31 protein-coding genes are annotated in these 24,291 nt (G+C 61.5%); 12 read left to right on the top strand and 19 right to left on the bottom strand.

Features of this window, described 5'->3' with window-relative positions:
- Positions 1–161: 161 nt before the first annotated feature.
- The 3 genes from R4P64_RS17405 to R4P64_RS17395 all read left to right on the top strand — a co-directional run bounded on the left by R4P64_RS17405 (position 162) and on the right by R4P64_RS17395 (position 723).
- Positions 162–305: a hypothetical protein gene (locus R4P64_RS17405; RefSeq protein ID WP_165826291.1), complete on the top strand. Its 144-nt coding sequence runs from the start codon at positions 162–164 to the stop codon at positions 303–305.
- 44 nt (positions 306–349) lie between these two features.
- A complete protein-coding gene (locus R4P64_RS17400; protein ID WP_165826289.1) occupies positions 350–493 on the top strand; it encodes a hypothetical protein in 144 nt (47 codons plus the stop codon).
- Positions 494–555: 62 nt separating this feature from the next.
- On the top strand, positions 556–723 hold the full coding sequence (locus R4P64_RS17395) for a hypothetical protein (RefSeq protein WP_165826287.1): 168 nt from the start codon (positions 556–558) through the stop codon (positions 721–723).
- A 73-nt stretch (positions 724–796) separates the two neighbouring features.
- Here the strand turns inward: R4P64_RS17395 and R4P64_RS17390 are convergent, their stop codons facing one another.
- The 3 genes from R4P64_RS17390 to R4P64_RS17380 are packed head-to-tail and all read right to left on the bottom strand — an operon-like array spanning position 797 to position 2,125.
- Positions 797–997, bottom strand: a complete 201-nt coding sequence (locus R4P64_RS17390; RefSeq protein ID WP_147307779.1) for a hypothetical protein — start codon at positions 995–997, stop codon at positions 797–799.
- Positions 998–1,047: 50 nt separating this feature from the next.
- Positions 1,048–1,725 carry a hypothetical protein gene (locus tag R4P64_RS17385; RefSeq protein WP_317821938.1) on the bottom strand — a complete coding sequence of 226 codons (678 nt, stop codon included), beginning with the start codon at positions 1,723–1,725 and terminating at the stop codon, positions 1,048–1,050.
- A 43-nt stretch (positions 1,726–1,768) separates the two neighbouring features.
- Positions 1,769–2,125 carry a hypothetical protein gene (locus tag R4P64_RS17380; protein ID WP_317821936.1) on the bottom strand — a complete coding sequence of 119 codons (357 nt, stop codon included), beginning with the start codon at positions 2,123–2,125 and terminating at the stop codon, positions 1,769–1,771.
- A 385-nt stretch (positions 2,126–2,510) separates the two neighbouring features.
- On the opposite strand from R4P64_RS17380, the gene R4P64_RS17375 reads away from it, so the two are divergent.
- Together R4P64_RS17375 and R4P64_RS17370 are read left to right on the top strand one after the other, a co-directional pair.
- A complete protein-coding gene (locus R4P64_RS17375) occupies positions 2,511–3,086 on the top strand; it encodes a Chromate resistance protein ChrB (RefSeq protein WP_258957136.1) in 576 nt (191 codons plus the stop codon).
- Positions 3,083–4,258: an MFS transporter gene (locus R4P64_RS17370; RefSeq protein WP_317821933.1), complete on the top strand. Its 1,176-nt coding sequence runs from the start codon at positions 3,083–3,085 to the stop codon at positions 4,256–4,258. Before R4P64_RS17375 ends, R4P64_RS17370 begins: the two co-directional genes overlap by 4 nt.
- A gap of 69 nt (positions 4,259–4,327) precedes the next feature.
- Here the strand turns inward: R4P64_RS17370 and R4P64_RS17365 are convergent, their stop codons facing one another.
- The 5 genes from R4P64_RS17365 to R4P64_RS17345 form a co-directional block, all read right to left on the bottom strand.
- Positions 4,328–4,747: a hypothetical protein gene (locus tag R4P64_RS17365; protein WP_233363811.1), complete on the bottom strand. Its 420-nt coding sequence runs from the start codon at positions 4,745–4,747 to the stop codon at positions 4,328–4,330.
- A gap of 203 nt (positions 4,748–4,950) precedes the next feature.
- On the bottom strand, positions 4,951–5,880 hold the full coding sequence (locus R4P64_RS17360) for a TIGR01777 family oxidoreductase (RefSeq protein WP_317821931.1): 930 nt from the start codon (positions 5,878–5,880) through the stop codon (positions 4,951–4,953).
- A complete protein-coding gene (locus R4P64_RS17355) occupies positions 5,877–6,554 on the bottom strand; it encodes a TetR family transcriptional regulator (protein ID WP_317821929.1) in 678 nt (225 codons plus the stop codon). The genes R4P64_RS17360 and R4P64_RS17355 overlap by 4 nt, the downstream gene beginning before the upstream one ends.
- 77 nt (positions 6,555–6,631) lie before the next feature.
- Complete coding sequence (locus tag R4P64_RS17350; RefSeq protein WP_116103202.1) at positions 6,632–6,958, bottom strand: TfoX/Sxy family protein; 327 nt, start codon at positions 6,956–6,958, stop codon at positions 6,632–6,634.
- A 79-nt stretch (positions 6,959–7,037) separates the two neighbouring features.
- Positions 7,038–8,174: an NAD(P)/FAD-dependent oxidoreductase gene (locus R4P64_RS17345; RefSeq protein ID WP_317821927.1), complete on the bottom strand. Its 1,137-nt coding sequence runs from the start codon at positions 8,172–8,174 to the stop codon at positions 7,038–7,040.
- An 83-nt stretch (positions 8,175–8,257) separates the two neighbouring features.
- Between R4P64_RS17345 and R4P64_RS17340 the strand changes: the two genes are divergently transcribed.
- Positions 8,258–8,929, top strand: a complete 672-nt coding sequence (locus tag R4P64_RS17340; RefSeq protein ID WP_287162316.1) for a TetR/AcrR family transcriptional regulator C-terminal domain-containing protein — start codon at positions 8,258–8,260, stop codon at positions 8,927–8,929.
- A gap of 151 nt (positions 8,930–9,080) precedes the next feature.
- Here R4P64_RS17340 and R4P64_RS17335 read toward each other — a convergent pair whose 3' ends face one another.
- Positions 9,081–9,431: an iron chaperone gene (locus tag R4P64_RS17335; RefSeq protein ID WP_033232119.1), complete on the bottom strand. Its 351-nt coding sequence runs from the start codon at positions 9,429–9,431 to the stop codon at positions 9,081–9,083.
- Between the two features lie 71 nt (positions 9,432–9,502).
- Between R4P64_RS17335 and R4P64_RS17330 the strand changes: the two genes are divergently transcribed.
- Both R4P64_RS17330 and R4P64_RS17325 read left to right on the top strand, forming a co-directional pair.
- The gene (locus tag R4P64_RS17330; protein ID WP_317821923.1) at positions 9,503–10,087 is read left to right on the top strand and encodes a hypothetical protein; all 585 of its coding nucleotides are present in this window, start codon (positions 9,503–9,505) and stop codon (positions 10,085–10,087) included.
- A gap of 50 nt (positions 10,088–10,137) precedes the next feature.
- Complete coding sequence (locus R4P64_RS17325; RefSeq protein WP_155276677.1) at positions 10,138–10,278, top strand: hypothetical protein; 141 nt, start codon at positions 10,138–10,140, stop codon at positions 10,276–10,278.
- Here R4P64_RS17325 and R4P64_RS17320 read toward each other — a convergent pair.
- The 6 genes from R4P64_RS17320 to tkt form a co-directional block, all read right to left on the bottom strand.
- Positions 10,275–11,201, bottom strand: a complete 927-nt coding sequence (locus tag R4P64_RS17320; RefSeq protein ID WP_317821921.1) for an SDR family oxidoreductase — start codon at positions 11,199–11,201, stop codon at positions 10,275–10,277. The genes R4P64_RS17325 and R4P64_RS17320 overlap by 4 nt on opposite strands.
- Before the next feature lie 305 nt (positions 11,202–11,506).
- On the bottom strand, positions 11,507–12,247 hold the full coding sequence (gene pgl, locus R4P64_RS17315; RefSeq protein ID WP_033232116.1) for a 6-phosphogluconolactonase: 741 nt from the start codon (positions 12,245–12,247) through the stop codon (positions 11,507–11,509).
- Complete coding sequence (gene opcA / locus R4P64_RS17310; RefSeq protein ID WP_092808104.1) at positions 12,240–13,148, bottom strand: glucose-6-phosphate dehydrogenase assembly protein OpcA; 909 nt, start codon at positions 13,146–13,148, stop codon at positions 12,240–12,242. The genes pgl and opcA overlap by 8 nt, the downstream gene beginning before the upstream one ends.
- Positions 13,148–14,692: a glucose-6-phosphate dehydrogenase gene (gene zwf, locus R4P64_RS17305; protein ID WP_033232114.1), complete on the bottom strand. Its 1,545-nt coding sequence runs from the start codon at positions 14,690–14,692 to the stop codon at positions 13,148–13,150. The genes opcA and zwf overlap by 1 nt, the downstream gene beginning before the upstream one ends.
- Before the next feature lie 4 nt (positions 14,693–14,696).
- Positions 14,697–15,821, bottom strand: coding sequence for a transaldolase (gene tal, locus R4P64_RS17300; RefSeq protein WP_045068064.1), 1,125 nt, complete (start codon positions 15,819–15,821; stop codon positions 14,697–14,699).
- 5 nt (positions 15,822–15,826) lie between these two features.
- Positions 15,827–17,929 carry a transketolase gene (gene tkt / locus R4P64_RS17295; protein WP_317540351.1) on the bottom strand — a complete coding sequence of 701 codons (2,103 nt, stop codon included), beginning with the start codon at positions 17,927–17,929 and terminating at the stop codon, positions 15,827–15,829.
- A gap of 216 nt (positions 17,930–18,145) precedes the next feature.
- On the opposite strand from tkt, the gene R4P64_RS17290 reads away from it, so the two are divergent.
- The gene (locus tag R4P64_RS17290) at positions 18,146–19,129 is read left to right on the top strand and encodes a heme o synthase (protein WP_045068066.1); all 984 of its coding nucleotides are present in this window, start codon (positions 18,146–18,148) and stop codon (positions 19,127–19,129) included.
- Positions 19,130–19,147: 18 nt separating this feature from the next.
- Here R4P64_RS17290 and R4P64_RS17285 read toward each other — a convergent pair whose 3' ends face one another.
- Entirely contained in the window at positions 19,148–20,113 is a 966-nt protein-coding gene (locus tag R4P64_RS17285; protein ID WP_233363820.1) for a quinone oxidoreductase family protein, read from the bottom strand.
- Between the two features lie 83 nt (positions 20,114–20,196).
- Between R4P64_RS17285 and R4P64_RS17280 the strand changes: the two genes are divergently transcribed.
- A complete protein-coding gene (locus R4P64_RS17280) occupies positions 20,197–20,565 on the top strand; it encodes a hypothetical protein (protein WP_033232110.1) in 369 nt (122 codons plus the stop codon).
- A 61-nt stretch (positions 20,566–20,626) separates the two neighbouring features.
- On the opposite strand, the gene R4P64_RS17275 is transcribed toward R4P64_RS17280, so the two are convergent.
- A complete protein-coding gene (locus R4P64_RS17275) occupies positions 20,627–21,256 on the bottom strand; it encodes a MerR family transcriptional regulator (protein WP_317821918.1) in 630 nt (209 codons plus the stop codon).
- Between the two features lie 101 nt (positions 21,257–21,357).
- On the opposite strand from R4P64_RS17275, the gene R4P64_RS17270 reads away from it, so the two are divergent.
- Positions 21,358–21,837, top strand: a complete 480-nt coding sequence (locus R4P64_RS17270; protein WP_317821916.1) for a DUF4188 domain-containing protein — start codon at positions 21,358–21,360, stop codon at positions 21,835–21,837.
- A gap of 13 nt (positions 21,838–21,850) precedes the next feature.
- Here R4P64_RS17270 and R4P64_RS17265 read toward each other — a convergent pair whose 3' ends face one another.
- Entirely contained in the window at positions 21,851–22,822 is a 972-nt protein-coding gene (locus tag R4P64_RS17265) for a COX15/CtaA family protein (RefSeq protein WP_172935494.1), read from the bottom strand.
- A gap of 96 nt (positions 22,823–22,918) precedes the next feature.
- On the opposite strand from R4P64_RS17265, the gene lexA reads away from it, so the two are divergent.
- A complete protein-coding gene (gene lexA, locus R4P64_RS17260; protein ID WP_033232108.1) occupies positions 22,919–23,578 on the top strand; it encodes a transcriptional repressor LexA in 660 nt (219 codons plus the stop codon).
- A gap of 64 nt (positions 23,579–23,642) precedes the next feature.
- Here the strand turns inward: lexA and R4P64_RS17255 are convergent, their stop codons facing one another.
- Positions 23,643–24,173, bottom strand: coding sequence for a hypothetical protein (locus tag R4P64_RS17255; RefSeq protein ID WP_317821914.1), 531 nt, complete (start codon positions 24,171–24,173; stop codon positions 23,643–23,645).
- Positions 24,174–24,291: the final 118 nt, after the last annotated feature.

Genomic DNA, 24,291 nt, shown 5'->3' with positions numbered 1-24,291 from the left:
AACGCAGGCAGCACCGGAACTGGCTCGACGAACGGCGGCGGCGTCGCCTAGGGACGCATTTCGTGCCCCTGTGCGAGATCCTTCGCACAGGGGCACGTTTCTCGCCCCCACGATCTGAGGGGGTGACCACACCGCCACCCCGCTTAGGCCAGGAGTAATACATGATCGCCTCACCAACGACCGGCGCTTTGGCCGTCGTCATGAACACCGTCCTGCAGATGTTCAACGCGGGCAGCAGCTTTCTCTTTACCAATAACGCTCCGCTCCCGGGCGGCGGCGAAGATCCCACGACGCCCGTGCCCTGATCGATCTACCCGCTCGCACCGTAACGTCGCAGACAGGAATCATCGTGATCAACTCGCCGTACACCCAGGGCAGCCTGGTCATCGACTTCGGCTCTCTTGCCAGCGCACTCGGTTTCGGCAGTGCCGGCCCGATCGTCTCGTTCGGCAGTGCCGGAAGCATTGAATTCAGTAGTGTCGGCGGACTTTGACAGACCTCACTGTCTCCCACGCACATTCGTATCCACCCGCGAAACAGAAAGCAGGTCTTCCTGTGCCTACAATTCCGCTCACCGGTGACCCCGTCGTGATCAACATAATTGTCCAGCTTTTCAGCGCAGGCAGCAGCAATGCGCTCGCACTGGGCGGTGTCGGGAGCAGCGGTCTCGGTAGCACCGGGCTCGGCAGCTTCGACTCAGCGAGCATGGGCAGCGCCGCATAGCAGCCATCGTTCTGCGTGAACTGCTCCCCGAATCTCGGACTGACAAGTTCAGTTCTGACATTCGGGGAGCAGTTCAGTTCGAGTAGTCTCGCAGCGTAAAAACGAACCCGACTGCAATCGCGGCACCTGCCAAGACGTACACCGCAATCCGCAACCATGTCGGACCGACAAAACTGACGGTAATCGCCGCAGCCAGAGCCACGATGATCATCACGACGCCGTAAGCCGGTGTGCGTTCCGGATGTGCCGCGTGTCGATGCTGCGAATTCTCCACTACTTCACTGTGCGCCACCGGGGTTGGCAGATGCAATGGTGCGCGGTTTGTCAGCGTGAATACAACTGTGTTTCGAGACCTGGGTTCGCGTGGACGGATTTGAGCCGGGCGAGGTCGGCGGACACGACAAGCGTGTCCATCTCATCGATCCCGGTTGCGCCGCACCAGGTTTGGTCCGCGGGCCACCAAAAGTTCGGGGTGCGCGTCCGTGTGGCGCGTTGTGCGGGGGACCGGGTTGTCGTGACTACCTGGTAGTTCCACCCTTGTAGGCCTTCCGAGACGCGAGCACAACCGCGGATCGGTTCGTCGAGGAACTTGCCCCACCCATCCCAGAACAGTCCCGATTGCACGTCGTCGAAGTGGTCGTAGACGACATCGATCAACTCAGGCGGCAGTGACCCCATTTCCGGTTCAGTGTCGAAGATGCCCTCGATTGTCGCGCACGGATCCGGGCGTCCGACACTATTGGGAAACCACGCTCCGACGATCTCGGAAAACTGCGTCCCGACAATCATCTCTGCGCCCACGGCAGTGGCGACCTGGGACCATGTCACCGCTCGAGGCTCGCCGTCGTCATGGATATAGGCCGGGTGCAGGATCCGCAGAACATGCGGGTAACGGTCGGCTAACCAGTGACCCGTCGGTCCTGCGTCGGGGTACGGGTAGGGCGCGAGCCATGTCGCGCTATCGGGCAACGAATCGCCGATCCAACCTAGGCGTGGGGGCATACTGCGATTCTCCATGCGTCGTCGCGGCGCTGCGTGAGTGCGATCAGGAGCAGACTTGTTGGAAAGTTGTGGCGCCCGGTCGTAATAGATAGCGCTTCTCGCTCCCGCCAGCTTCGAAAACAGCGGCGGTTTCAGATAACCGGGTCATAGTGCCCTTCTGGTACGGGTCGTCCCAACCGGAGGGCGAGTTGTTTTGCCGAGCATCAGTGTTGACCGCTTCCCAGTATTCGCCGGCGAACTTGGCTTCTCGCGCACCGCAGTGGGTGTACATCTTGTAGCTGTAGGCGGTGCCGATTTCAACCTTCTCCGGTGATGGTTCGGACGGAGCGCCGCATCCAGCCAGGCCCGTTGTGAACAGCGCCGCTATGCTCAGCCACTTTGCTACCGAAAGCCTTGTCATACATTGACTTTAGCTTTTGGTGGCTTGATTGAACGCCGCGAGTAAGTGCCAGGTGTTCCACCGCTCCACATTCCACCCTTCCACAAGGGGAACCAGCCACGGCGTCCAGATCTTCCAACTGGTACCGAGTCTGTAAGGCGGAATCGGGATCATCACGGCACCTCCTGATGGTGCGAAAATGAACGGCTCGACCGGTGGTAGTTCACAGTGGTGTCGGTCTGGGGTTGTCGGTGTTGTCGGGTCGAGCGTGTTTGCGATTCGATCCTGGCGGAACCGAAACAGACCCACTCAGAGCAGTGTTGGCTGCCCAGATGAGGGAAAGTGAGCGAAGGGTGTGGAAACTGGCTTCACACTTTGAAATGTAACGGGTGATACATTCTCCAGTGTGAATTCCGAGTCATCCGTGAGTTGGCGGATAATCCTGATCAAGATTGCTGCCGAGCCGACGCGTCACCGTGTTGCCGTGTGGCGAGAACTGCGCAAAGTGGGTGCGTTGTCGATCGGGCAAGGCACCTGGGCTGTGCCGAACGTTCCGGCATTCGCGGCAGGCGTCGACCGTGCGAAAGAACTTGTCGACCGCGCGTCCGGTGAAATTGTCTTCCTCAACGCAACGGGTGCGAGCGAGGAAGACAACTCGCGATTCGCCGCGATGTTCACCGCGGCCCGCGAGGAAGACTGGACCGAATTCCTGTCGGACTGTGCGAAATACGAGGCCGAGCTCGACAAGGAGATCCGGATCCAGAAATTTACACTCGCAGAACTCGAGGAAGAAGAGCAGAGCTTGGACAGGCTGCGTCGCTGGCATCGAGATTTGAAGGCGCGCGACGTATTCGGCGCGAGGAATGCGGAAAGCGCAACGGCGGCGCTCCAGCAGTGCACCCTGCGGTTCGAGGACTACTCGGAGCGAGTAATCAACGCACTGCACTCTCCTGAAGGCAATGACGACGGTGATCTCACATGAGTGACAACAAAGCCCAGGTCGAAGGCGCGCGATGGCAGATGTGGCCGCTGTACGCGGCCGGGTTCACGACTGCATTCGGAGCCCATGCCGTTGCGGCGAACCTCGTGTTCGATCTCGACGATCTGGCGAATTCGCTGCTCTATCTCGGTCTACTGCTGGCCCTGTACGACGGCGCCGAAGTCCTGCTCAAACCTGTGTTCGGCACGCTGGCAGATCGGATCGGCGCAAAGCCGGTTCTGCTCGGCGGGCTCGTCGCGTTTGCCGCAGCATCGTTTCTGTTTGTTGTTGTCGCGGATACGGATTGGTTGTGGTTGGCGCGGCTCGGCCAAGGTGCGGCAGCATCGGCATTCTCGCCGGCAGCTAGTTCTTCGGTTGCTCGATTGACCCGAAAAGGTAAGCACGGCAGTGCCTTCGGAACTTACGGGTTCTACAAAAGTCTGGGCTATACCCTCGGCCCGTTGCTGGGCGGTGTGATCGTGTGGATCGGTGGTCTCACACTTCTGTTTGCAGTCATGGCCGTCCTCGCGCTGGTTGTCGCGCTCTGGGCCAAGTTCGTGGTACCTGCGCTTCCGCCGCTACCTCGGGCCAGGCAAACCGTGGTTGATTTGGCTCGTCGCCTGAGTGATCGTCAGTTCCTCGGTCCCACCGCAGCTCTTGCGGCGTCGACTGCCGCACTGTCGGTCGGTGTGGGGTTTCTCCCGGTTGCCGGCGTTGATGCCGGACTCGGACCGATAGCAACAGGTGCGGCCGTATCAGTACTGGCGTTATGTGCAGCATTTGCCCAACCGCGAGCCGGGCGAGCACTTGATGCGGGAAAAATCACCGTCGAGCGAGGTGTGGCATGGGGATTGGTTGTCACCGCCGCCGGTCTGGCGCTTGCCATGATTCCGGGGCTGGTCGGGATTCTCGCCGCGGCAGTTGCTGTTGGCATCGGCACCGGCATCATCACACCCCTCGGCTTTGCCGCACTTGCTGCATCGACGCCCGAGGAGCGCATGGGGCAGACGATGGGTGCAGCCGAACTGGGACGTGAACTCGGCGACGCGGGCGGCCCGCTGATCGTCGCGGGCGTGGCAGCTGTCGCAACACTGACAGCCGGCTTCGGCGTACTTGCAGTAATAACACTGTTGATCGGCGCAGATTCCGCGCGTCAACGCAACGTCCGTTCATGACGCCGTCGATGCTCCGTGGCTCGGTTGCCGGGAACGTCAGGTTGAAACGCCGCTCGTAATCTCGAGGGTCTAAGTGGTGGCCTGCGCTCTGATCAGTTGCGCGAGCGTCGCCGACGTAATGGACAGGACTAGCGCGGAGATCACGACCAGCCAGAGCCCCCATCCCACTGACGGTCCAATGATCTTTCCGGCGATCTCGGTACCGCGTTGGAGTATGCAGGCGGCGTTGCCGACGGCAACGATCAAGACTGCGATTCCCGCCAAGGGGCCAATGCAGTGGTTCTTCACCTGCGGTGTGACGCCCCTCGAAAGAAGCGGAGTCAATGCGAAAGCTGCACCGATCCCGAGGATCAGGGTGATCACGCCGCATTCGCCGATACCGGAACTACCCAGCGCGAGGAACGACGTCCACGGACCGATGCTGCCGATGATGATGCCGACACACGAGAGCGCTGCTGCGATCAGATTCGGCCTGAAATGAGCAGGCATCGGCATTTGAGGTACCCGGGGTGAAATCCCGAACGGCTGCTGCTCATACGGCTGACTTACCCGAATAGTCACTGGGTGGACCGACTCTCTCTAACAACGTTGTTGCTCATGTCTAGCTTCTTCGGAGTCTAGGGACCGCCCTCTGTGTTGTGACCGATTCGACAATATTCAATTGAACGTGAGTGCAGACCTGGCCCGGACTGTCAGCCCAAAGCAACGGGAAGCAAGCCTCGCGGAGTCTCCTGAACTATCTGGTTGAGCGCCGTGTCCAGCGTCGGAAACGTGAACTGGAAGCCGGTATCGGCGAGCACGCCCGGGTCCACCCAGCGGCTCTTGAGCACTAGCTCGGCTTCGGTGCGTATTACGCGTGCGCCGAACTCCAGCATCCAGCCGGGCGTCGGCAACCCGCGCGCTCGACCCAGGGATGCACGCATCTCACGCATCAACACGTCGTTGGTCACCGCAACGGGCGAGGCGACATTGACCGGACCGGAGATGGCCTGGTGCTCGTAGACGTGGGTGATGGAACGAACTAAGTCATCGACGTGAACCCAACTGAACATCTGCCGACCGTCGCCCATTCTTCCGCCGAAGCCGACGCGGGCCAGATTGATGAACGGATTAATCGCCCCGCCGCCGGCGCCGAGCACGATCGACATCCGAAGCGCCACCTTGCGAACGGTTGTCGGTGCCTCGAACAGCTCTTGCTCCCAAGCTCGCGCGACAGCCACCGAGAATCCTGTTCCCAGCTCGCCGGTCCTCTCGTTCATCGGCCGATCACGAGCGTCCCGATAGATTGTGCCGGTGCTGGCATTTATCCAGAGTGATGGCGGCTGTGGTGTGCGGGCCAGTGCGCGACCAAGCTGCGCCGTGGTTTCCACACGTGAGGAAAAGATCTCATCGGCGTTGCGCTTGTTGTAGCGGCAGCTCACCGAGCGTCCGGCGAGATTGACAACCAGATCCGCTCCATCCAGAACGTCGACGACGCCTTGTCTGTCGGACCAAGTGGCATCACTCGAGTCGCTCCGCCCGATCGTCCGAACATTGATCCCACTGGCTTCGAGCGAGCGACGAAGGTACTGCCCGATATAGCCCGACGCTCCGCAAATGACGACGTAATTCATGGTGCTCATCGCACGGTCTCCTCTTCTCGCGCAGTGACTTTGGCCATCAATTTCGCGACGTCACCGACCAAGCTCCTGGCCACTGGTAGGCGGGCGAGCTTGACGGTTTTCGCGACCACTGGGGCGAGACCGTCGACCAATGCACGCGTACGTGCTTGTCCGGGCGACGAATCGGTGACCCAGTGCAGAGTCACACCCATATAGGTGAGCCACAGAAGTGTGGGGAGCTGTTTCTCCAATGAGGGCGGTGTCCGCTGGTGGGAGGCAGTCAGAGCCTCGCGCATCAGATCGATCGCCATTGCTCGGGCATCGGTGGACTCGACCGAGAACGGGCTGGATCGCGAGGTGGTAGGTAACGCACTGTGCAGGAATGTTCCGCCGAAGTCGTGATAGGGCGTCATGACATCGAGTCCGGAGTGCAGAACTGTCTTCAGGTTCTCCGCGAGTGAGCCGCCCTGGCGCAAGAGTGGAAGTGCCAGATCGCGGTGATCGCGCTGGACGACTAGATACAGCTCATGGACGAGTTCGTCCTTGCTGGCGAAGTAGTAGTAGGCATTTCCGAGAGAGACGCCTGCCTCGCTTGCGATCCGGCGCATGGTTGTCGACTGGAAGCCCTCGTCGCGGAAGAGTCGCAAGGCGGTATCCACAAGCTTTTCCCGCGTCTCAGTTCCGCGACTACTCATGACGTCTCCTAGTTTTGAACGTGTTCAAAACTGAGTCTACGCGCCATAGTTGAACGTGTTCAATTAGAGGTGTGAGGCTACTGTGAGTGCGCGAAATCCAGGGCTTCCTTGATCCAGGCGTTGAACTCCACGGTTGAACTGGTGCCAGTGCGATCGACCTCGACCCACCCTTTGCTCATCGGCTTTCCGCGCATGTCAGGCCAGTGTGCGCCCTTGTGCAGCAGCAGTTCGTCGACGCGTTCCGGCGCGCAGCGGATCAAGAGGTTGCCGTGAGAGTTCGCTGCGACCGCCAATTGTCCGTTGACCATGTAACTCAGGCCGCCGAACATCTTCACCTCACTGACGTCGTCCTCGCTCACGAGTGCATCGCGGATCCGGTCTGCCAGTGCTTTGTCGTATGTCATGCGACCATCCCTCGATGTCGATATCGCGTACCCGGTACGGATATGTCTCACAAGCGTGACATGCGACGACCGATAAGCGTTACGAATGCGCAGGCTGTGGGGCGGTGAAGAACTCGACGAGTGAGAGCGGAGCGCGGTCGCCAAGGCAGAGTCCCAGGATCACGTCTGCGTCCGCCGCTTCCGATTGGCTGCGGGAGAACATCGCCGCTTCGTAGTCGGCAAGTGCCTCTTCGAGATTGTCTGGATGCGCTGCAATCGCCTTCCCGAGTTCGGCGCCGTCGTACATTGCCAAGTTCGCTCCCTCGCCGGACGGCGCCATCAGGTGCGCCGCGTCACCGAGGAGCGTCACCCCCGGAACGTGGTCCCACTGGTGATCACTTGGGAGAGCGTGGATCGGACGCGAGATCAGCGCGGTTTCGCCCGCGGTGATGAGCGCGGCGAGTTCTGGTGCCCACCCGCCGAATTCGGCCGCGACTCGAGCGATCGATGCGGCGGTGTCGGTGAAATCGATGCTCGCAATCCAGTCGGCGGGCCGGTTCAGTTGAACGTATGTGTGAATGACGCCACCGGACTCGCGGTGCGCGGTGATTCCCTTACCTGGGGCGAGCGCATACAGAGCGCCGCCGCCGACTACGTCGGCTGTCGCAGGGTGTCGCTCGTCAACATCTTGCAGGTATGTCTCGATGAATACGGTGCCCACGTACTCGGGTGTGGCGTCGGAGAGTAGAGGTCGAATCTTCGACCACGCGCCGTCGGCGCCCACGAGAAGGTCGGTGGTGACGGTTGTGCCGTCGTCGAAGGTGAGTTCGTGCCGGCCGTCGCCGAGGGAAACGGCACTGGACACTTTCCGTCCCCACTCAATGGTCCCGTCAGGTAGTGAGTCGAGCAGGATCTGGCGAAGATCCCCGCGAAGCACCTCGGGCCGTCCACCGGTGCCGTCGTCCGGTTCGTCGAGGAGCACCGTGCCGTGTTGGTCGAGTATCCGTGAAGCCGCGCCACCTTCGTGGATGATCGCGCGGAACTGGTCGGTGAGACCGGCCGCTGCGAGCGCGAGTTGCCCGTTGTTTTCGTGGATGTCGAGCTGACCTCCCTGCGTGCGGGCTTCGGCAGAGGGTTCCGACTCGTAGATCGTTGCAGCGATGCCGTGAACGTGGAGGACACGCGCGAGGGTGAGGCCGCCGAGGCCGGCTCCGATGATCGTGACTGGAGTTGTCATGGTCTTAATTCCTTTCAATGAGATTGGAACGTTGTTCCATTGTCGATCTTGGAACAGTGTTCCAGATATGTCAAGATGGACAGATGGACACAAAGTCGCAGCGGAACGAACGACGCACGGATGCACTGTCGAAAGAGCGAATCGTCGAGGCCGCGATCGAGATCCTCGACACCGAGGGCGAGGGCGCGCTGACATTTCGCGCGTTGGCGTCTCGCCTGGCAACCGGAAGTGGCGCAATCTACTGGCACGTTGCAAACAAGAACGAACTGCTTGCAGCGACGACCACCGACGTCATCACACGTGTTATGACCGGCGTCGTCCCAGGGGCGACGCCGCGGGAAACCATCCGCACTACTGTTCTCGATGTCTTCGACGCAATCGACGCGCACCCGTGGGTCGGCACCCAGCTCTCTCGTGAGCCGTGGCAGTCCGCGGTGCTGCAGATATTCGAAGGCGTTGGCCGGCAACTCCAAGAACTCGGAGTTCCCGAATCCGCGCAGTTCGACTGCGCTTCCGCACTCGTGAACTATGTCCTCGGCCTGGCCGGACAGTATGCCGCAGGGGCCCGCCTTCACGCACGCGAGACGGATCGATCGGACTTCCTCGCGACAATCACCTCAGGGTGGGAACAACTCGACTCAGCCGAGTACCCGTTCTTACGTCAGGTGGCACCGCAGTTGCGTGATCACGACGACCGCGACCAATTTCTTGCCGGCATCGATCTCATCCTGGCCGGAATCGCGACTGTCCGATAGACGGCCTAACGCCTTGGTTGCCACTGACTGTTCCGGTGGGCTGAACCGTCGATACCACCACTGCCGCAGGGGGATTGTGCATCCGCGCGGTTGATCAACCGCGCGGATGCACAATTCGCGCGCGGATGTTGGAAGCCTTCGGAAGGCCGGGTTAGTGTCTGGCCGCGAGCAATTCGGTAATCCTCGCGACGAGGTCGAGCGGGATCGGCTTGTTCAACGGAAACTTCGCCGTCGCTTTGGCTGATCGATACGGGTCGATTGCCTTCTCGAATTCGGCGTCGCCCTCGGGGAGTGGATACATCGAAATGTGGTGTTTCCATCCGGCAAAATGCACCAGGCTTTTGCCGTCGACCGTGATGGTCGGCATTTGGTAGCTGATGGTTTCGCCGACGCCGGGGACTGCTTCGTGGATGGTCTGACGGACGCTCTCGAGCACCGGTTGCACATCGATCGGGAAGGACGCGATGTACTGGTCGATCGTCTCGGGGCTTTCTGTGGTCACGTTTCGAACATATCGTCATCGAGCGTTGTCGACTGTGCATTCGACAATCGATTGAGCAGTACGGTGCATTCATGCGGTATTCACGGGAATTGCTGGGCGTTGCGGCCGTCGCCTTGTTAGTGGGATGTGGTGCACCGAGCAACAACGCGGACGACGTTGCGCCACCGACGTCGCGAGTGAAGGTGCCTGGCCTGGTGGAACCAACCTGCCTGGCCGGTAACCTTCTCGGATTCTCGGACTTGCCGCAGGCAGCAGCACCGGTTCCAGAACCGCGGCCGATCCCGGCTGATTTTGTGCCCGTCCGAGTGGTCACTTGTGAGGGTGACTGGAGCGCTGGCGTCGTAGAGCACTCAGTGTCGTGGGTCGAGGAACGACGTGAGGGCAATATGGACGCCGTTATTGCAGGCTACCGGCTTCCGTCCGATGCACCGCCGGAAATCCGCACCTGCTTTGTGGACCAGCCGACGCCTCCGATTGTGTGGCTCGTAGACGATCAAGGCCTGGGACTGCTTGCTCCGGACCTGCCGACAAATGAGTGTGGCGCGTTTAAGTGGGAGGCGATCACTGCCATCCAGGAGCTACCGGTCACTGAACGGATTGTCCACCTCATCCCAGTTTCGCCGACGGTCGAAGCTCGGTTCATCAAACCGGAGTGATGGGTCAGGCCCCCGATCTACCCACGCGTTCTGAAATGAGACCATTAGGTATGGCGAATCTGGAACCTTGGGAAATCTCGAGATTGACTACCCACCTTCGTGCATATTTGGTCAACGCGAAGCGCTTTGTTCAAGGGTGGTCATTGCGTGAGGTCGAGGACAAGCGCGACGACCATCGTGCCGTCGATTAGTCCGGCTTCGGCTGCCAGAAGTTGGGCCTCGAACCATCTATGTCGGCGAACCCGTACTCTGCTCCGAGTTCACCCGAACTGACAGATCGCTGATTCCATCGGGCACGATTCGGATCAGCGGCAAGGGCGGCCACTGCGCGTCCGACAAATCTCGGCGACTCGGAACGAGCAAAATCAGGTGGCGCAGTCGGCCCATCCCGATTCGGCAGTAGTGCGTCGCGCCAATTCGATTCTGTGACACCAAAATTATCGAGCATCATCTCCGATCGCAGGAAACCCGGAGTAATGGCAACGGCGGAACATCCGAACGGGCCAAGTTCATGGCCCTGCGAATATGCGAGCCTGTTCACCGACACTTTTGCCAAGTCGTAGAACACTGAGATGCGATAGTTCGAGGCGTTGTATTCGGTAGTGCCATCGGTTATTTCGACAACCAGTCCACCTGGCCGATCGATCATGAGCGGCAGCAGATGATGCGACGTGGTGATGTGGGTGTCGATCGCCAGGCGCAAGATGTGAAAGCCTTTGTCCAGATCGTGTTCCCATACCGGAGTGTTCCACTCCGCCGGTCCACCCTTGAGTAACTCTGCGCCCCAGATGTCGTTGACCAAGACGTCGATATGTCCGTAGTCGGTGCGTAGTTGCTCAGCGAGATCAGCAACTCGAGTGCTCTTGAGGTGATCGACGGCAATCGGTACTCCGACGCCACCCAATTCGGTGACCAGAGCGGCGGTCTCCTCGATGGTTTCGCTCCGCGGGTAGTCCGACTGAAGGATGCCGGTGGACGTGCTCCGACCAGTGCAGATAACCGTGGCGCCCGCCTCGCCTAATGCTGCGGCGATTCCGCGTCCAGCGCCCCGCGTTGCCCCGGCAACAACAGCAACACGCCCGCGTAGGGCATCACGTTGAGGTGTCCACGCCATTGTCCGATTCTGCTCGCCGGCGCTGCCATGTTCAAGGCCTCGAAACACAGGAGGAACCGAAAGCGCTCTGGGCGCGTCAAAATTCATGAGTGCTCAAGAACATGGACCGGGGGGAACATGAATCGTTGTGTCGGGCAGAGTGCCGAGTGGAGAAACGGTGTCACGCCGATGAGTTCGGTTGTGGCACGAAGAAATTCGAGCAGGCTAGCGATTGTGCGTAGCGGCCGTCGTGGGGGAGTGGCCACAGAAGTTCCACCGGCACGGGAGTCGCCCGAAGACGACTCCCGGCCGGAGTGAATCTGAGATCAGGGCAACTGCGAGGCAGCGTCCGAATCGAGGAACCACCGGGTGGCAACCAATCCTGTGGCGCCGGCACATGGCCAGTCGACCGCTGCAGCGCCGCCAACGGCAGCAGCAACAGCTTCAGCCTTTGCCGCGCCGGAAATGAGCAGCCACACTTCCTTCGCGCGCTGAACGGCGGGAAGAGTCAGAGTGATGCGGACCGGCGGGGGCTTGGGGGAGTCCGTCACCGCGACCACAAAACGAGACTCTTCACGAACCGCGTCTGTGTGCGGGAACAGAGAGTTGATGTGTCCCTCGCCGCCCATGCCAAGCAGGTGTACGTCGAATGTGGGGACCTGCTTGCCGTGCGCCTGCGCGCCCAGCAACTGCTCGTACGCTGTTGCCGCGCCGTCTGGATCGCCTTCGTAGATGCCGTCGGACGCAGCCATCGGATGTACCCGATCCGGATCGACCGGAACATGATCCAGTAGCGCCTCGCGCGCTTGAACCTCGTTACGCTCCGGATCGCCGGCCGGGAGGAAACGCTCGTCGCCCCAGTACAGGTCGATCTGCGCCCAGTCGATATCACCGGGAGTTTTGCGCAACTTTTCGAGCAGTGCGATGCCGGTTCCGCCTCCGGTCAGAACGATGGACGCAACGCCGCGAGCCTTCTGAGCCTCGACGATGGTGTCTACCAAACGTGCGGCGGCCGCATCGACCAACTGGCCCGCGTCCGAAAACTTTTCTACGACAACATCACTCATATGTCACCTTCTCGAGGCCGGCCAGCGCCTCTTCGTAGATTTCGTCAGGATCGAGTCGACGTAGTTCTTCGGCGAGGCAATCGCGTGTCTCCCGGCGACCAAGGGACACAAGTGCATCCGGCTGACCTGTCCGGATCAGCGTTGCAGTTGTGCCCTCCTGTGGGCGGCTGATGGAGATGCTGCGCGTCTCGAGCTTCAACTCCACATTCAGTGCGCCGGTGCGGCGGTATACCGGAACTCCGGTCTTCGCAGCCAACCAGCCAGCCAGAATATCCAGTGCGGGTTCGGTTTTCAGGCCGGACACCACAGCGGAGGTGACGTTCTCGTGTGGCGGAAGATCGAGCGCCGACGCCAGCAGCGCGCGCCAGTACGTGACGCGGCTCCACGCCAGATCGGTGTCTCCGGCGGTGTACGACGCGAGCCGCCCCTTGATGGTTGCCGTCGGATCGGGTGCACCGGTGGCGTCGGTGATACGACGGACGGCGAGCTTGCCCACCGGATCCTTGGCCGGAATCGCGGGAGCCTCGAGCGGCCACCACGCGACTACCGGTGTGTCCGGGAGCAGGAACGGGATGACAACACTGCTCTCGTGATCTGCCAGCGGACCGTAGAGACGTAGCACCACAACTTCCGAGGCGCCGGCGTCGCCGCCGACGCGGATCTGAGCGTCGAGGCGTGGTTCGCTTTGCTCGTCGCCGCGCAGCAGCACGATGACGCGACACGGGTGCTCGCGGCTTGCTTCGTTGGCTGCCTCGATCGCTTCTTCGGCGTTGCCGGTGTCGCGGGTGCAGACAACAAGAGTCAACACACGACCCAACGTGACAGCGCCGCCGGTCTTGCGTACCTCGACCAGTTTCTTGCTGACCTGGACCGTGGTGGTTGACGGCAAATCGAGAATCACTAGGGTCGCCTCCATTCGCGTCCGGTGCGGTTCAACATTTCGTCGGCAGATTCCGGTCCCCAGGTACCGGCCTCGTACGGGTCCGGTTTGCCGCCGGCAGCCCAATGCTCGAGGACGGGATCGAGTATCTCCCAAGACAATTCGACTTCAGCGTTCACCGGGAACAGTGACGGCTCGCCGAGCAGCACATCGAGGATGAGTCGCTCGTACGCTTCGGGTGAAGACTCGGTGAAGGCCTGGCCGTACGAGAAGTCCATGTTGACGTCGCGTACTTCCATGCTCGATCCCGGAACCTTCGACCCGAAGCGCATGGTCACGCCTTCATCGGGCTGCACCCGGATGACCAATGCGTTCTGGCCGAGATCGTCGGTCATGGTCTTGTCGAACGGCAGGTGCGGCGCCCGCTTGAAGACCACGGCGATCTCCGTGACCCTGCGTCCCAGACGCTTACCGGTGCGCAGGTAGAACGGCACACCGGCCCAACGTCGAGTGTCGACCTCGAGCGTGATGGCCGCATACGTCTCGGTGATGGAATCAGCCGCGAAGCCGTCTTCTTCGAGAAGCCCGACAACCGGGAGACCACCCTGCCAGCCGCCCGTGTACTGGCCACGGGCGGTGGTCTCGTCGAGAGGTTCGGCGAGCCTGGTGGCGGAGAGGACCTTGATCTTCTCCGCTTGCAGGTTGAGCGGCTCGAAGCTGATGGGCTCTTCCATCGCGGTGAACGCCAGCAGTTGCAGCAGGTGGTTCTGGATGACGTCGCGAGCGGCGCCGATCCCGTCGTAGTATCCGGCGCGGCCACCGAGACCGATGTCCTCGGCCATCGTGATCTGAACGTGGTCGACGTAGTGCGCGTTCCAGATCGGATCGAACAGCTGGTTCGCGAAACGCAGAGCCAGGATGTTCTGAACCGTTTCCTTGCCGAGGTAGTGGTCGATACGGAAGACCGTGTCCTCGGGGAACACCTTGTTGACCACAGCGTTCAGTTCACGAGCACTTTCGAGATCGTGACCGAACGGCTTCTCGATGACAACGCGTCGCCACTGGCCTTCTTCTGCCTGGGCAAGCCCGGACGACGACAACTGCTCGAGAACCTGCGGGAAATCATCCGGCGGGATCGCGAGGTAGAAGCCGTGGTTTCCACCGATTCCCCGCTCGGTGTCGAGTGTGGCCAAAGTGTCGGCCAGGTTCGTGAAGCCCTCGGAATCGTCGAAGTTGCCCTTGACGAATCGGATGCCGTCCGCCAGCCGCTCCCACACGCTCTGCCGGAACTTGGTGCGAGCACCGTCCTTGACCGCGTCCAGAACTACCTGTGCGAAGTCTGCGTCAGTCCAGTCGCGCCGGGCGAACCCGACCAGAGCGAATCCGGGCGGCAGCAGCCCTCGGTTGGCAAGGTCGTAGATGGCCGGCATCAGCTTGCGCCGCGCCAAGTCACCGGTGACCCCGAAAATCACCAGGGCACAAGGCCCGGCAATATGCGGAAGACGTTTGTCCGTGCTGTCTCTGAGGGGGTTGACCCAATCTGATGCCGCCGCGGAATCGCTCACAGGCTCAGCTCTTCTGGGTTGCTGCGCGGAGCTGCTCGGCAGTCGCGTCGAGCAACTCGTTCCACGACACCTCGAACTTGTCGACACCCTCGGTCTCGAGGACATTGAACACGTCCGCGAGATCGATGCCGACGGCTGCGAGCTGATCGAACACTGCCTGCGACTCCTGGGCGGTGCCCGAGACGGTGTCGCCCGTGATCTCACCGTGGTCGGCAAGTGCGTCGAGCGTCTTCTCCGGCATGGTGTTGACCGTGTTGGGTGCAACCAACTCCGTGACGTAGAGCGTGTCCGGGTAGTCAGGGTTCTTCACGCCCGTCGACGCCCACAGCGGACGCTGGGCCTTGGCGCCGTCAGCCAGGAGTCCCTGGAAGCGCGGCTGCACCTCGAAGACCTGCTGGTATGCGTTGTATGCCAGACGAGCATTTGCGAGTGCAGCCTTGCCGCGAAGCTCGAGAGCCTCCGGCGTGCCGATCGCCGTGAGGCGGTTGTCGATCTCGGAATCCACGCGGGAAACGAAGAACGACGCCACCGACTCGATGGAAGAGATGTCGCGGCCCGCAGCCTTCGCGGTCTCCAGACCGTCGAGGTATGCACCCATGACGGCTTCGTAGCGCTCGACCGAGAAAATCAACGTGACGTTGACGCTGATGCCTTCACCGATCACCTTGGCGATGGCGGGAATGCCGGCCAGCGTCGCGGGGATCTTGATGAGGACGTTCGGGCGATCGACGATCTTGTGCAGTTCGATGGCCTGCGCGACAGTCGCGTCGGTGTCGTGTGCCAGGCGAGGATCAACCTCGATGGACACGCGGCCGTCGACGCCGTTCGACGCCTCGAACTGCGGAGCCAGGATGTCGCACGCTGCGCGCACGTCGTCGGTGGTGACCGCCGTGATGGTGGCGTCGACATCGGCGCCGCGCTGGGCCAACTCGCGGACCTGCGCGTCGTAGTCCGAACCCTTGGACAGGGCTGCCTGGAAGATCGACGGGTTGGTGGTGACACCCACGATGGACTTGGTGTCGATCAGGTTCTGCAGGTTTCCGGACTGGATGCGATCTCGCGAAAGATCGTCAAGCCAGATGGAAACGCCTGCGGCGGATAGCTTTTCGGTGTTCACATTCTGTGTCATCGAGATCATCCCTTCACAGCGGCGAGGGAGCGCTGCGCGGCTTCGACAGTCGCGTCGGCGGTGATGCCGAACTCCCGGAACAAAGTCTTGTAATCGGCGGAAGCGCCGTAATGCTCGAGCGAGACGGCCTGGCCGGCGTCGCCGAGAATGCGCCACCACGGCATTGCGATACCGGCTTCGACGGATACGCGGGCACGCACGGCCGGAGGAATGACCTCGTCGCGGTATGCCTGATCCTGCTCGAGGAACCAGTCGAGGCACGGAACCGACACAACACGCGTTGCGACGCCCTGAGCTTCGAGGGTTTCGCGAGCCTCGGTTGCGAGGTGCAGTTCGGAACCGGTGGCCAGCAGAATGACCTCGGGAGCACCGTTGGCGGCATCGGCGAGCACGTATGCGCCGCGCTTGACGCCCTCGGCTGCCTTCTCCTTGGTGCCTTCGAGAACCGGGACGTCCTGGCGGGTAAGTGCCAGAGCGGTCGGGCCCGTCTTGTGCTCGAGGGCTGCCTGCCAGGCAAACGACGTCTCGTTGGCGTCACCCGGACGGACAACGGACAGGTTCGGGATGGCGCGCAGAGCAGCAAGGTGCTCGACCGGCTGGTGCGTCGGGCCGTCTTCGCCGAGTCCGATGGAGTCGTGGGTCCACACGTACGTGACGGCCGTCTTCATGAGAGCAGCGAGGCGAACAGCCGGACGCATGTAGTCGGAGAACACCATGAACGTTCCGCCGTACGGGCGGGTCGGGCCGTGCAGCGCGATGCCGTTGAGAATCGAGCCCATCGCGTGCTCACGGATACCGAAGTGGAGCGTGCGGCCGTAAGGCTTTGCGTTCCAGTCGTTGGTGGAAATGGAGTACGGACCGAAGGAGTCTGCACCCTTGATGGTGGTGTTGTTGCTGCCGGCGAGGTCGGCCGAGCCGCCCCACAGCTCGGGCAGGATCGGGCCGAGTGCGTTAAGCGCTGAACCGGAAGCCTTACGAGTTGCGACGCCCTTGGTATCGGGCTCGTACGTCGGGAGAGCGTCGGCCCAACCGGCGGGGAACTCACCGGCGAACAAGCGGTCGAACAGTTCCTTGCGCTCGGACTCACGCGACGCCCAAGCGTCGAACTCGACCTGCCACGCCTTGTGCGCGTCGGCTCCGCGGGAGACGACCTCACGGGCGTGAGCCAATGCGTCGGCGTCGACGTCGAACGACTTGGCCGGATCGAAGCCGAGAGCTTCCTTGACCGCTGCAACTTCGTCGGCACCGAGAGCGGAGCCGTGAACGTCTCCGGTGTTCATCTTCTTCGGAGCGGGGAAACCGATGATCGTGCGAAGGAGAATGATCGACGGGCGATCGACGACGGCCTTGGCCGCAGCAACAGCGTCGAGAATGCCGGAGACGTTTTCGCCACCTTCGACATGCTGAACGTGCCAGCCGTATGCCTCGTAACGCTTGCCGACGTCTTCGCCGAGAGCGATCGTAGTGTCGTGCTCGATGGAGATCTTGTTGTCGTCGTAGAAGACGATGAGGTTGCCCAGTTCCTGGACACCCGCAAGCGACGACGCTTCGGACGTGACGCCTTCCTCGATGTCACCGTCGGACGCGATCACGTAGATGTGATGGTCGAAGGGGGAGGAGCCGACCGGGGTTTCCGGATCGAACAATCCACGCTCACGACGAGCAGCCATTGCCATGCCGACTGCGGACGCGAGGCCCTGGCCCAGCGGACCCGTCGTCATCTCGACGCCGACAGTGTGACCGAACTCCGGGTGACCCGGTGTGAGGGCGCCCCACGTGCGGAGAGCTTCGAGGTCTGCCAGTTCGAGGCCGTAACCCGAGAGGTAGAGCTGCGTGTACAGCGTCAGAGAAGAGTGGCCACAGGAGAGGATGAAGCGGTCGCGCCCGACCCATTCCGCATCCGACGGATCGTGGCGCATGACACGCTGGAACAAGGTATATGCCAACGGCGCCAAGCTCATTGCGGTTCCGGGGTGGCCGTTGCCGACCTTCTGAACCGCATCGGCGGCGAGCACGCGGGCGGTATCGACAGCCTTCGTGTCCAGGTCGGTCCAGTCCGAGGGGTGGACTGGCTGTGTGAGGACGTGGATCTCGTCTGTGATCGACACTGGCAGATGTCTCCTGACATTGTGTACGTGGATTGCGAGGGAGAGGTGTCCCTCCGCTGCGTCACCTAGCCTAATGGTCCTGGCTGTCCGGGTCGATTCGGTTCCACGATGACCGCGGTCTACCATCGTCCGTAGTAGCAATTGCGATAGTCCAGAGAAGTGTCAGCAGTGTGTCGTGAAGAGATAGTGCGGTAACGCGTGGTGCAAGGAGAGAACGTGCGGACAGGGCAACAGCCGAGCGGACATGGCTTCGGCAGCCCCGGAGCAGCCCCGCGGGCGACCAATCAGAACACCGTTCTGGGTCGCGCAATGGGGAAGGTTCTGGCTTACATCGCGCTCACGAAGCCGCGAGTCATCGAATTGCTCCTGGTGGCAACAATTCCGGCGATGCTCATGGCTGATCGCGGAAATGTCGACCTGTGGTTGGTGCTGAGCACCTTGTTCGGTGGATGGATGGGCGCCGCGAGCGCGAACTCCCTCAACTGCGTCGTCGACGCGGATATCGACAAGGTCATGAAGCGCACTGCCAAGCGCCCGCTGGCCCGAGAAGCCGTCCCGACGCGCAACGCGCTGGTCTTCGGTCTTGCGCTCGGACTGGCGTCGTTCGCGTGGCTGTGGTGGCGCGCCAACCTGCTGGCTGGTGTCCTCGTTGTCATCACCATCGCGTTCTACGTCCTGATCTACACCATGGTGCTCAAGCGTCGTACGTGGCAGAACGTCGTCTGGGGCGGCGCCGCAGGCTGCATGCCCGTCTTGGTCGGTTGGGCCGCTGTTACCGGTTCGCTCAGCTGGGAACCGTTTGTTCTGTTCCTGATCATCTTCTTCTGGACGCCGCCCCACACGTGGGCTCTCGCGATGCGTTACAAAGAGGACTACAAGGCTGCCGGCGTCCCGATGCTCCCGGTCATCGCCACCGAAGAGCACGTCACCAAGCAGATCCTGTTCTACAGCTGGGCAATGGTTGTCACCAGCCTGATCCTCGTTCCCGCAGCCGGTCTCGTCTACGCGATCGTTGCTCTGCTGGCCGGTGCCTGGTTCTTGCTCCTCGCTCACCAGCTGTACCGCGGAGTCCGCGGCGGCGCAGAGGTCAAGCCCCTCAAGCTCTTCTTGCAGTCCAACAACTACCTGTCCGTGTTGTTCGTGGGCCTAGCCATCGACTCGGTGCTGGGACTGCAGACGATCAGCGAAATGTTCAGCTGACCGCCTGCAGCCACGAACCTACGGAATCAGCACGATTGATCCCGTAGTTGCCCGGCCTTCCAGATCACGATGAGCCTGGGCAGCATCTGCCAGCGGATACTGCGCACCCACCCGAATCTTCAAGGTGCCCGCAGCGATGGCGTCGAAGACGTCGCCGGCCCGCCACCGCAGTTCCTCCGGCGTACGAATGTAATGAGCCAACGTCGGCCGTGTCAGGAACAGTGAACCCGAGCTGTTGAGCCGCTGCGGATCAACCGGCGGCACAGCGCCACTGGCAGCCCCGAACAATGCGACGGTCCCGCGGATTCGTACCGACGCCAGGCTTGCATCGAACGTCGTTGCACCCACCCCGTCGTAGGCCACCGCGACACCTTCACCGCCGGTCAACTCACGTACCCGGGCCGCAATGTCGTCCTCGTATCGCAAAACCTCCGACGCACCGGCCTCGCGGGACAGTTGCTCTTTGGCATCTGACGACACCGTTGTGATGACCTTGGCGCCGAGACTCACTGCCATCTGCGTGAGGATCAATCCGACGCCGCCGGCACCGGCGTGCACAAGCACCGTGTCACCCGGCTGGATCGGGTACGTGGACTTGGAGAGGTAATGCGCGGTCATGCCTTGCAGGAGTGCTGACGCGGCAACCGGCGCAGGGACACCGTCGGGAACTTTTACTGCAACAGTGGACGCGACAGCCACCTTTTCGGCGTAGCTTGCGGTTGCTGCCGCCCATGCCACCCGCTCGCCGACAGTGAACTCCGTTACCTCGGAGCCGACTGCCTCGACGATCCCGGTTCCCTCGTCGCCGGGGATGTAGGGGAGATCCCGTGCATACATGCCCATTCGGAAGTACGTGTCGATGAAGTTGATGCCGATGGCTTCGGTGCGGACAAGGAGATCGTGTGCACCGATCGTGGGCTCGGGTTGTTCGGACAGCGTGAGAACGTCTGGTCCGCCGGTCTCGGAAACATAGATGGCTCGCATCTTGTCTGTTCTACACCTGAGGTCGCGTCAACTCAGGCCATGCCTCATGTTGCGGCCGGACTACCGACCAGTATTGTCGAGCTATGAGCACCGATACCGAGAAGTCGGACGCCACACCGTCCGCGACCGCGCCGGAACTTCCGAAGTCGACGGTCAAAGCGATCACCAAGTTCGTCGCCGAACATGGCGGCACCGCAAGCGCCGTCATTCAGCCCGTCGGCGTAGTTGGAGTGCGCATCACTCTCGTGGGTGCCGACGGCATTCTCGGCGACCAGGTGGTCAAGGATCTTGCTACTGCAAATGCCGTCGTCGCGTCCTTCGACAACGTCACCGTTGCCGAGTGGGAACGTGAACTGACCAGCATCGTCACGCCGGCCGACGGCCACTTCAAGAAGATGGCCGGGTGGGTTGCCCACCAGACGCGCTTCCCGAAGGCCCGCAACGGCGCCTGAACAAACTGATTGCGGCGAATTCCGGCAGCTGATGGCAGGAACTTCGCCGCAATTGGTCTATCTAGTTGGTTTCATCAAGTCGGAAACTGGCAGCTTCGAGCGCAAGCCGCCGCACTTCGACTAGAGTTCGCTCGTAGATCACCGTCCCGATGAGCATGGTCTCGACGGCAGCGGTGCGATCCGGCATGGATCGAGCGTAGTGAACTTCGGCTTCGGCTGTTCTCTCGACGAAGTCTGCGGAGTTGTCGAAATCCGATACCGCTGCCGGGAAGCCGAACCGGCGCAGAGTCGCGACGAGTTCCGCGAGTCGGTACGGCGCCGGAGCGTCATCCTCGATTTTCCAATTCCTGTGCCTCAGCCACACCTGCACCTCGTCGTACGCCGCCATGACATCGGCGGACAGGTCGCCGGTCGGAATTTCGTCGAGTCCGTGCATCACCGCCCCGAATGCATCGTGCATCGGGGTTGTCTCGTCTTCCATCGCAGCCAACGTGGCTCGAACTTTCGATATCGACAGACCTCCGATATCGATCAGGGAACGAATCAGTCGTAGGCGCCTCACGTGGTAGTCGCCGTAGTCGGCCTGATTGGTGGCTGATTGTTCACCGCTGGTGAGCAGGCCCTCACGCAGGTAGTACTTGATCGAAGCGATTGATACGCCGCTTCGGGCGCTGAGCTCGGAGATCCTCACAGATTTGCCCTTGACTTCACGTTCGGATAGTAGCACTATCCATTATAGATAGTGTCACTATCCGTATCGAGGCGACATCAAACTGCGATGGAAGGGTTCTCATGAATCGACATCAAGTGCAGAACGGCCGATACACCGCGGACATCGACGGCCAGTTCGTGGTTTTCATCATCGGCATGAGATTCAACAAGCTCTGGAAGATCCACAAGTGGATCGGCGCGTTTGTCGCGATGCCTCGAATGCTTCGAGAACTGCAGCGATCGCCGGACAAGGGAATGCTCGGGGCACGAATGTCCTGGGGTGGGCGCACGATTACCGTGATCCAGTACTGGCGAAGCTTCGACGACCTCGAAACGTTCGCGAAGAACCCGAACGATCCACATTTGCCGGCCTGGAGGGCATTCAACCGGCGCGTCGGCAAGAGTGGCGATGTGGGCGTCTATCACGAGACATACCGCGTCGGAAGCGGGCAGCACGAATCGGTCTACGTGAACATGCCCGTCATGGGGTTGGCTGAGGCCACTACGTCCGTGCCAGTGGGGAAGCGACGCGACACCGCAAGGGAGCGGATGGTTCGCTGACCGCCAGGTGGTTTCAGGCCGCTACTGCGGATGCTGCCGGAACGTCTTGTCTGACCTTTCCGGCTGCCCACACCGCCGCCGTTGCCGCTGTGCACAGACCGGCACCCGCGACATGCAGGATCACCAGGATCTGCGGTACATCGGTGAAGTACTGAACAACGCCGATCAGCGCCTGAGCAACAATCAGGACCAGCAGAACATGCAGGCGCTTCTTTACGGCAGCGGATGTTCCGACCGCATACAGACCGAACGTCAAACCGACGACCAAGGCCAGATAGCCGACCAGTAGTTGTGAATGCAGATGAACCAGGGTGACGATCTCGACTTCGAGGCGGGGAACCGTCCGGTCAAGACTCTTGTCGCCGGCATGCGGGCCGGCACCCGTCACGAGCGTTCCCGCGACCAGAACTCCGGCAAGAGCCACACCACTCAGTGCCGCGAGCCAGCGCAGCGGCTTCGGCATCACGATCAGCGTGGTCGCGTCATCAGGTTCGGCGATCTTCGCGTACATAACCGTGGCGATCCACACCATCAGCATCGACGCAACCAGGTGAATAGCAACCGTCCACCACAGCAACCCCGTGAGGACGGTAATTCCGCCGATGATCGCCTGAATGACCGTGCCGAGCGGAATCATCCACGCGTACACCAGAACCTCGCGGCGACGACGCGCACGCGTCACAGCCAGGACGATCGCAGCCGCGACAATCACAACCACAAAGGTCAGCAGCCGGTTTCCGAACTCCACAACCTGATGGATGATCGCGACCTCACCATGGCCGACCGGAACAAAACTGCCCGGGAAGCACTGCGGCCAGGTCGGGCAACCCAGCCCCGACGCAGTCACACGCACAACCGCACCTGTGACAGCAATACCGCCCTGGGTCAAGATCACGATGAACGCGATGATCTTCTGCGTCTTCAGCGAGGGGAGAGGCAGGCGATCCACCAAGCTCAAAAATCCGGCATACACACGATTCACCACGCCAACGATGGTAGTTCCCCAACAACTACAGCGTGTCGTTGGGGCAGCCCGCCCTACTGCAGAAGACTGTCGGCACCCCTCACTACGATTCTCCGAGTGACGCATTACGACGAACTCGACATGTTCGGTGGCCTCGACGCCTCCACCCTCCCGCTCCGCCAGCAGCAGATTCTCGCCACAATTCGGGACTGGGTGACCACAAACGGATCCACGCCGAGCACCCGGCAAATCGGGGACGCGGTAGGTCTGCGGTCGACGTCGTCGGTATCCAAACACCTCAAGAGCCTCGAGGAAAAGGGATTCCTCCGCCGGGGCACGGCGATGGCTCGGCAACTGGACGTCCGGCCCTTCCTGGTTGGAATCAAGGGGGGTTCGTCGAACAACAGTGTCGAGGTGCCGGTGGTCGGCGATATCGCGGCCGGTGCACCGATTCTCGCCGAAGAACACACTGACGAGGTATTGGAACTACCGCGCGAACTTGTCGGCTCCGGAACGGTGTTCGGGCTTCGGGTGCGCGGCGAGTCGATGGTGGACGCCGCGATCTGCGATGGCGATGTTGTGGTGGTGCGCCGCCAGGACGAGGCCCATTCGGGCGAGATAGTGGCCGCGATGATCGACGGTGAGGCCACGGTGAAGGTGCTCCGACGCCGAAACGGCCACGTGTACCTCGAGCCCCGCAACTCGGCCTACCAGGTCATGGACGGCGACCACGCAACGATCTTGGGCAAGGTTGTTTCGGTGATGCGGCGGATCTGAGGATCTCGATCATCGCCGACCTGTGACAGTCGAGGAGCAGGTCGAATCGCCGGTCTCTCAGGGACTATGACAGTGGAATGATCGCTGCCGCCAATACGGCGGGTGGAGGCAGCTTCAGGTGAGTAGTGACAGGTCCGAGACCGATCTCTGGCCACTCCGTGATGAGGGGCAGATCCTCTGCGTTAGGCAATGGCGTCAGCTCAAATAGGTACTCGCGCTGCTGCATCTCGGAGTTCTCGTATCCCTGGCCATCTCTGTGCCGAATGGGTTGAAGCACCGAGTCCTCGAGAGCTCTCAACCGTAAAGGTCTCCCATGCGTCTCGCCGGGTCGGCGTCGGCCGGTTTCAGGATCGGTGATCGCCGGCGCTGTGTATTGACGTAGTAGCGCGTCAGCGTGAACGCCTTTGGCGACCACGACAACTGCGAGTTCGAGCCCCGATGTGTAGGCCACAATCGACCGTAGCCCCACAGTCACGCCTTCCACTTGGGCCAACAGCTGAGGACCGTGTGCGATTGCACCCAACTCTTTGGCGTCGGGCGGCATGAATCTCTGATACCAGACCATGATCTGAGCCTGGCACACGAACAGATGCATGTGCAGTGATTGCCCACCGGCCCGACGCGTTCGCATCCAGCGGTTTCATACTGCTGTCAAAGCCGACGCGCTCAATCCTGCTGATGTGATTGGGATGTGCCGAGCGCGGCGGAGGAGT

Origin of the sequence: Rhodococcus sp. IEGM 1366, from assembly GCF_033142425.1 — a bacterium.
In the GTDB taxonomy this organism is placed as follows: domain Bacteria; phylum Actinomycetota; class Actinomycetes; order Mycobacteriales; family Mycobacteriaceae; genus Rhodococcus_F; species Rhodococcus_F globerula.
This window is presented reverse-complemented; position numbering and strand designations above follow the sequence as displayed.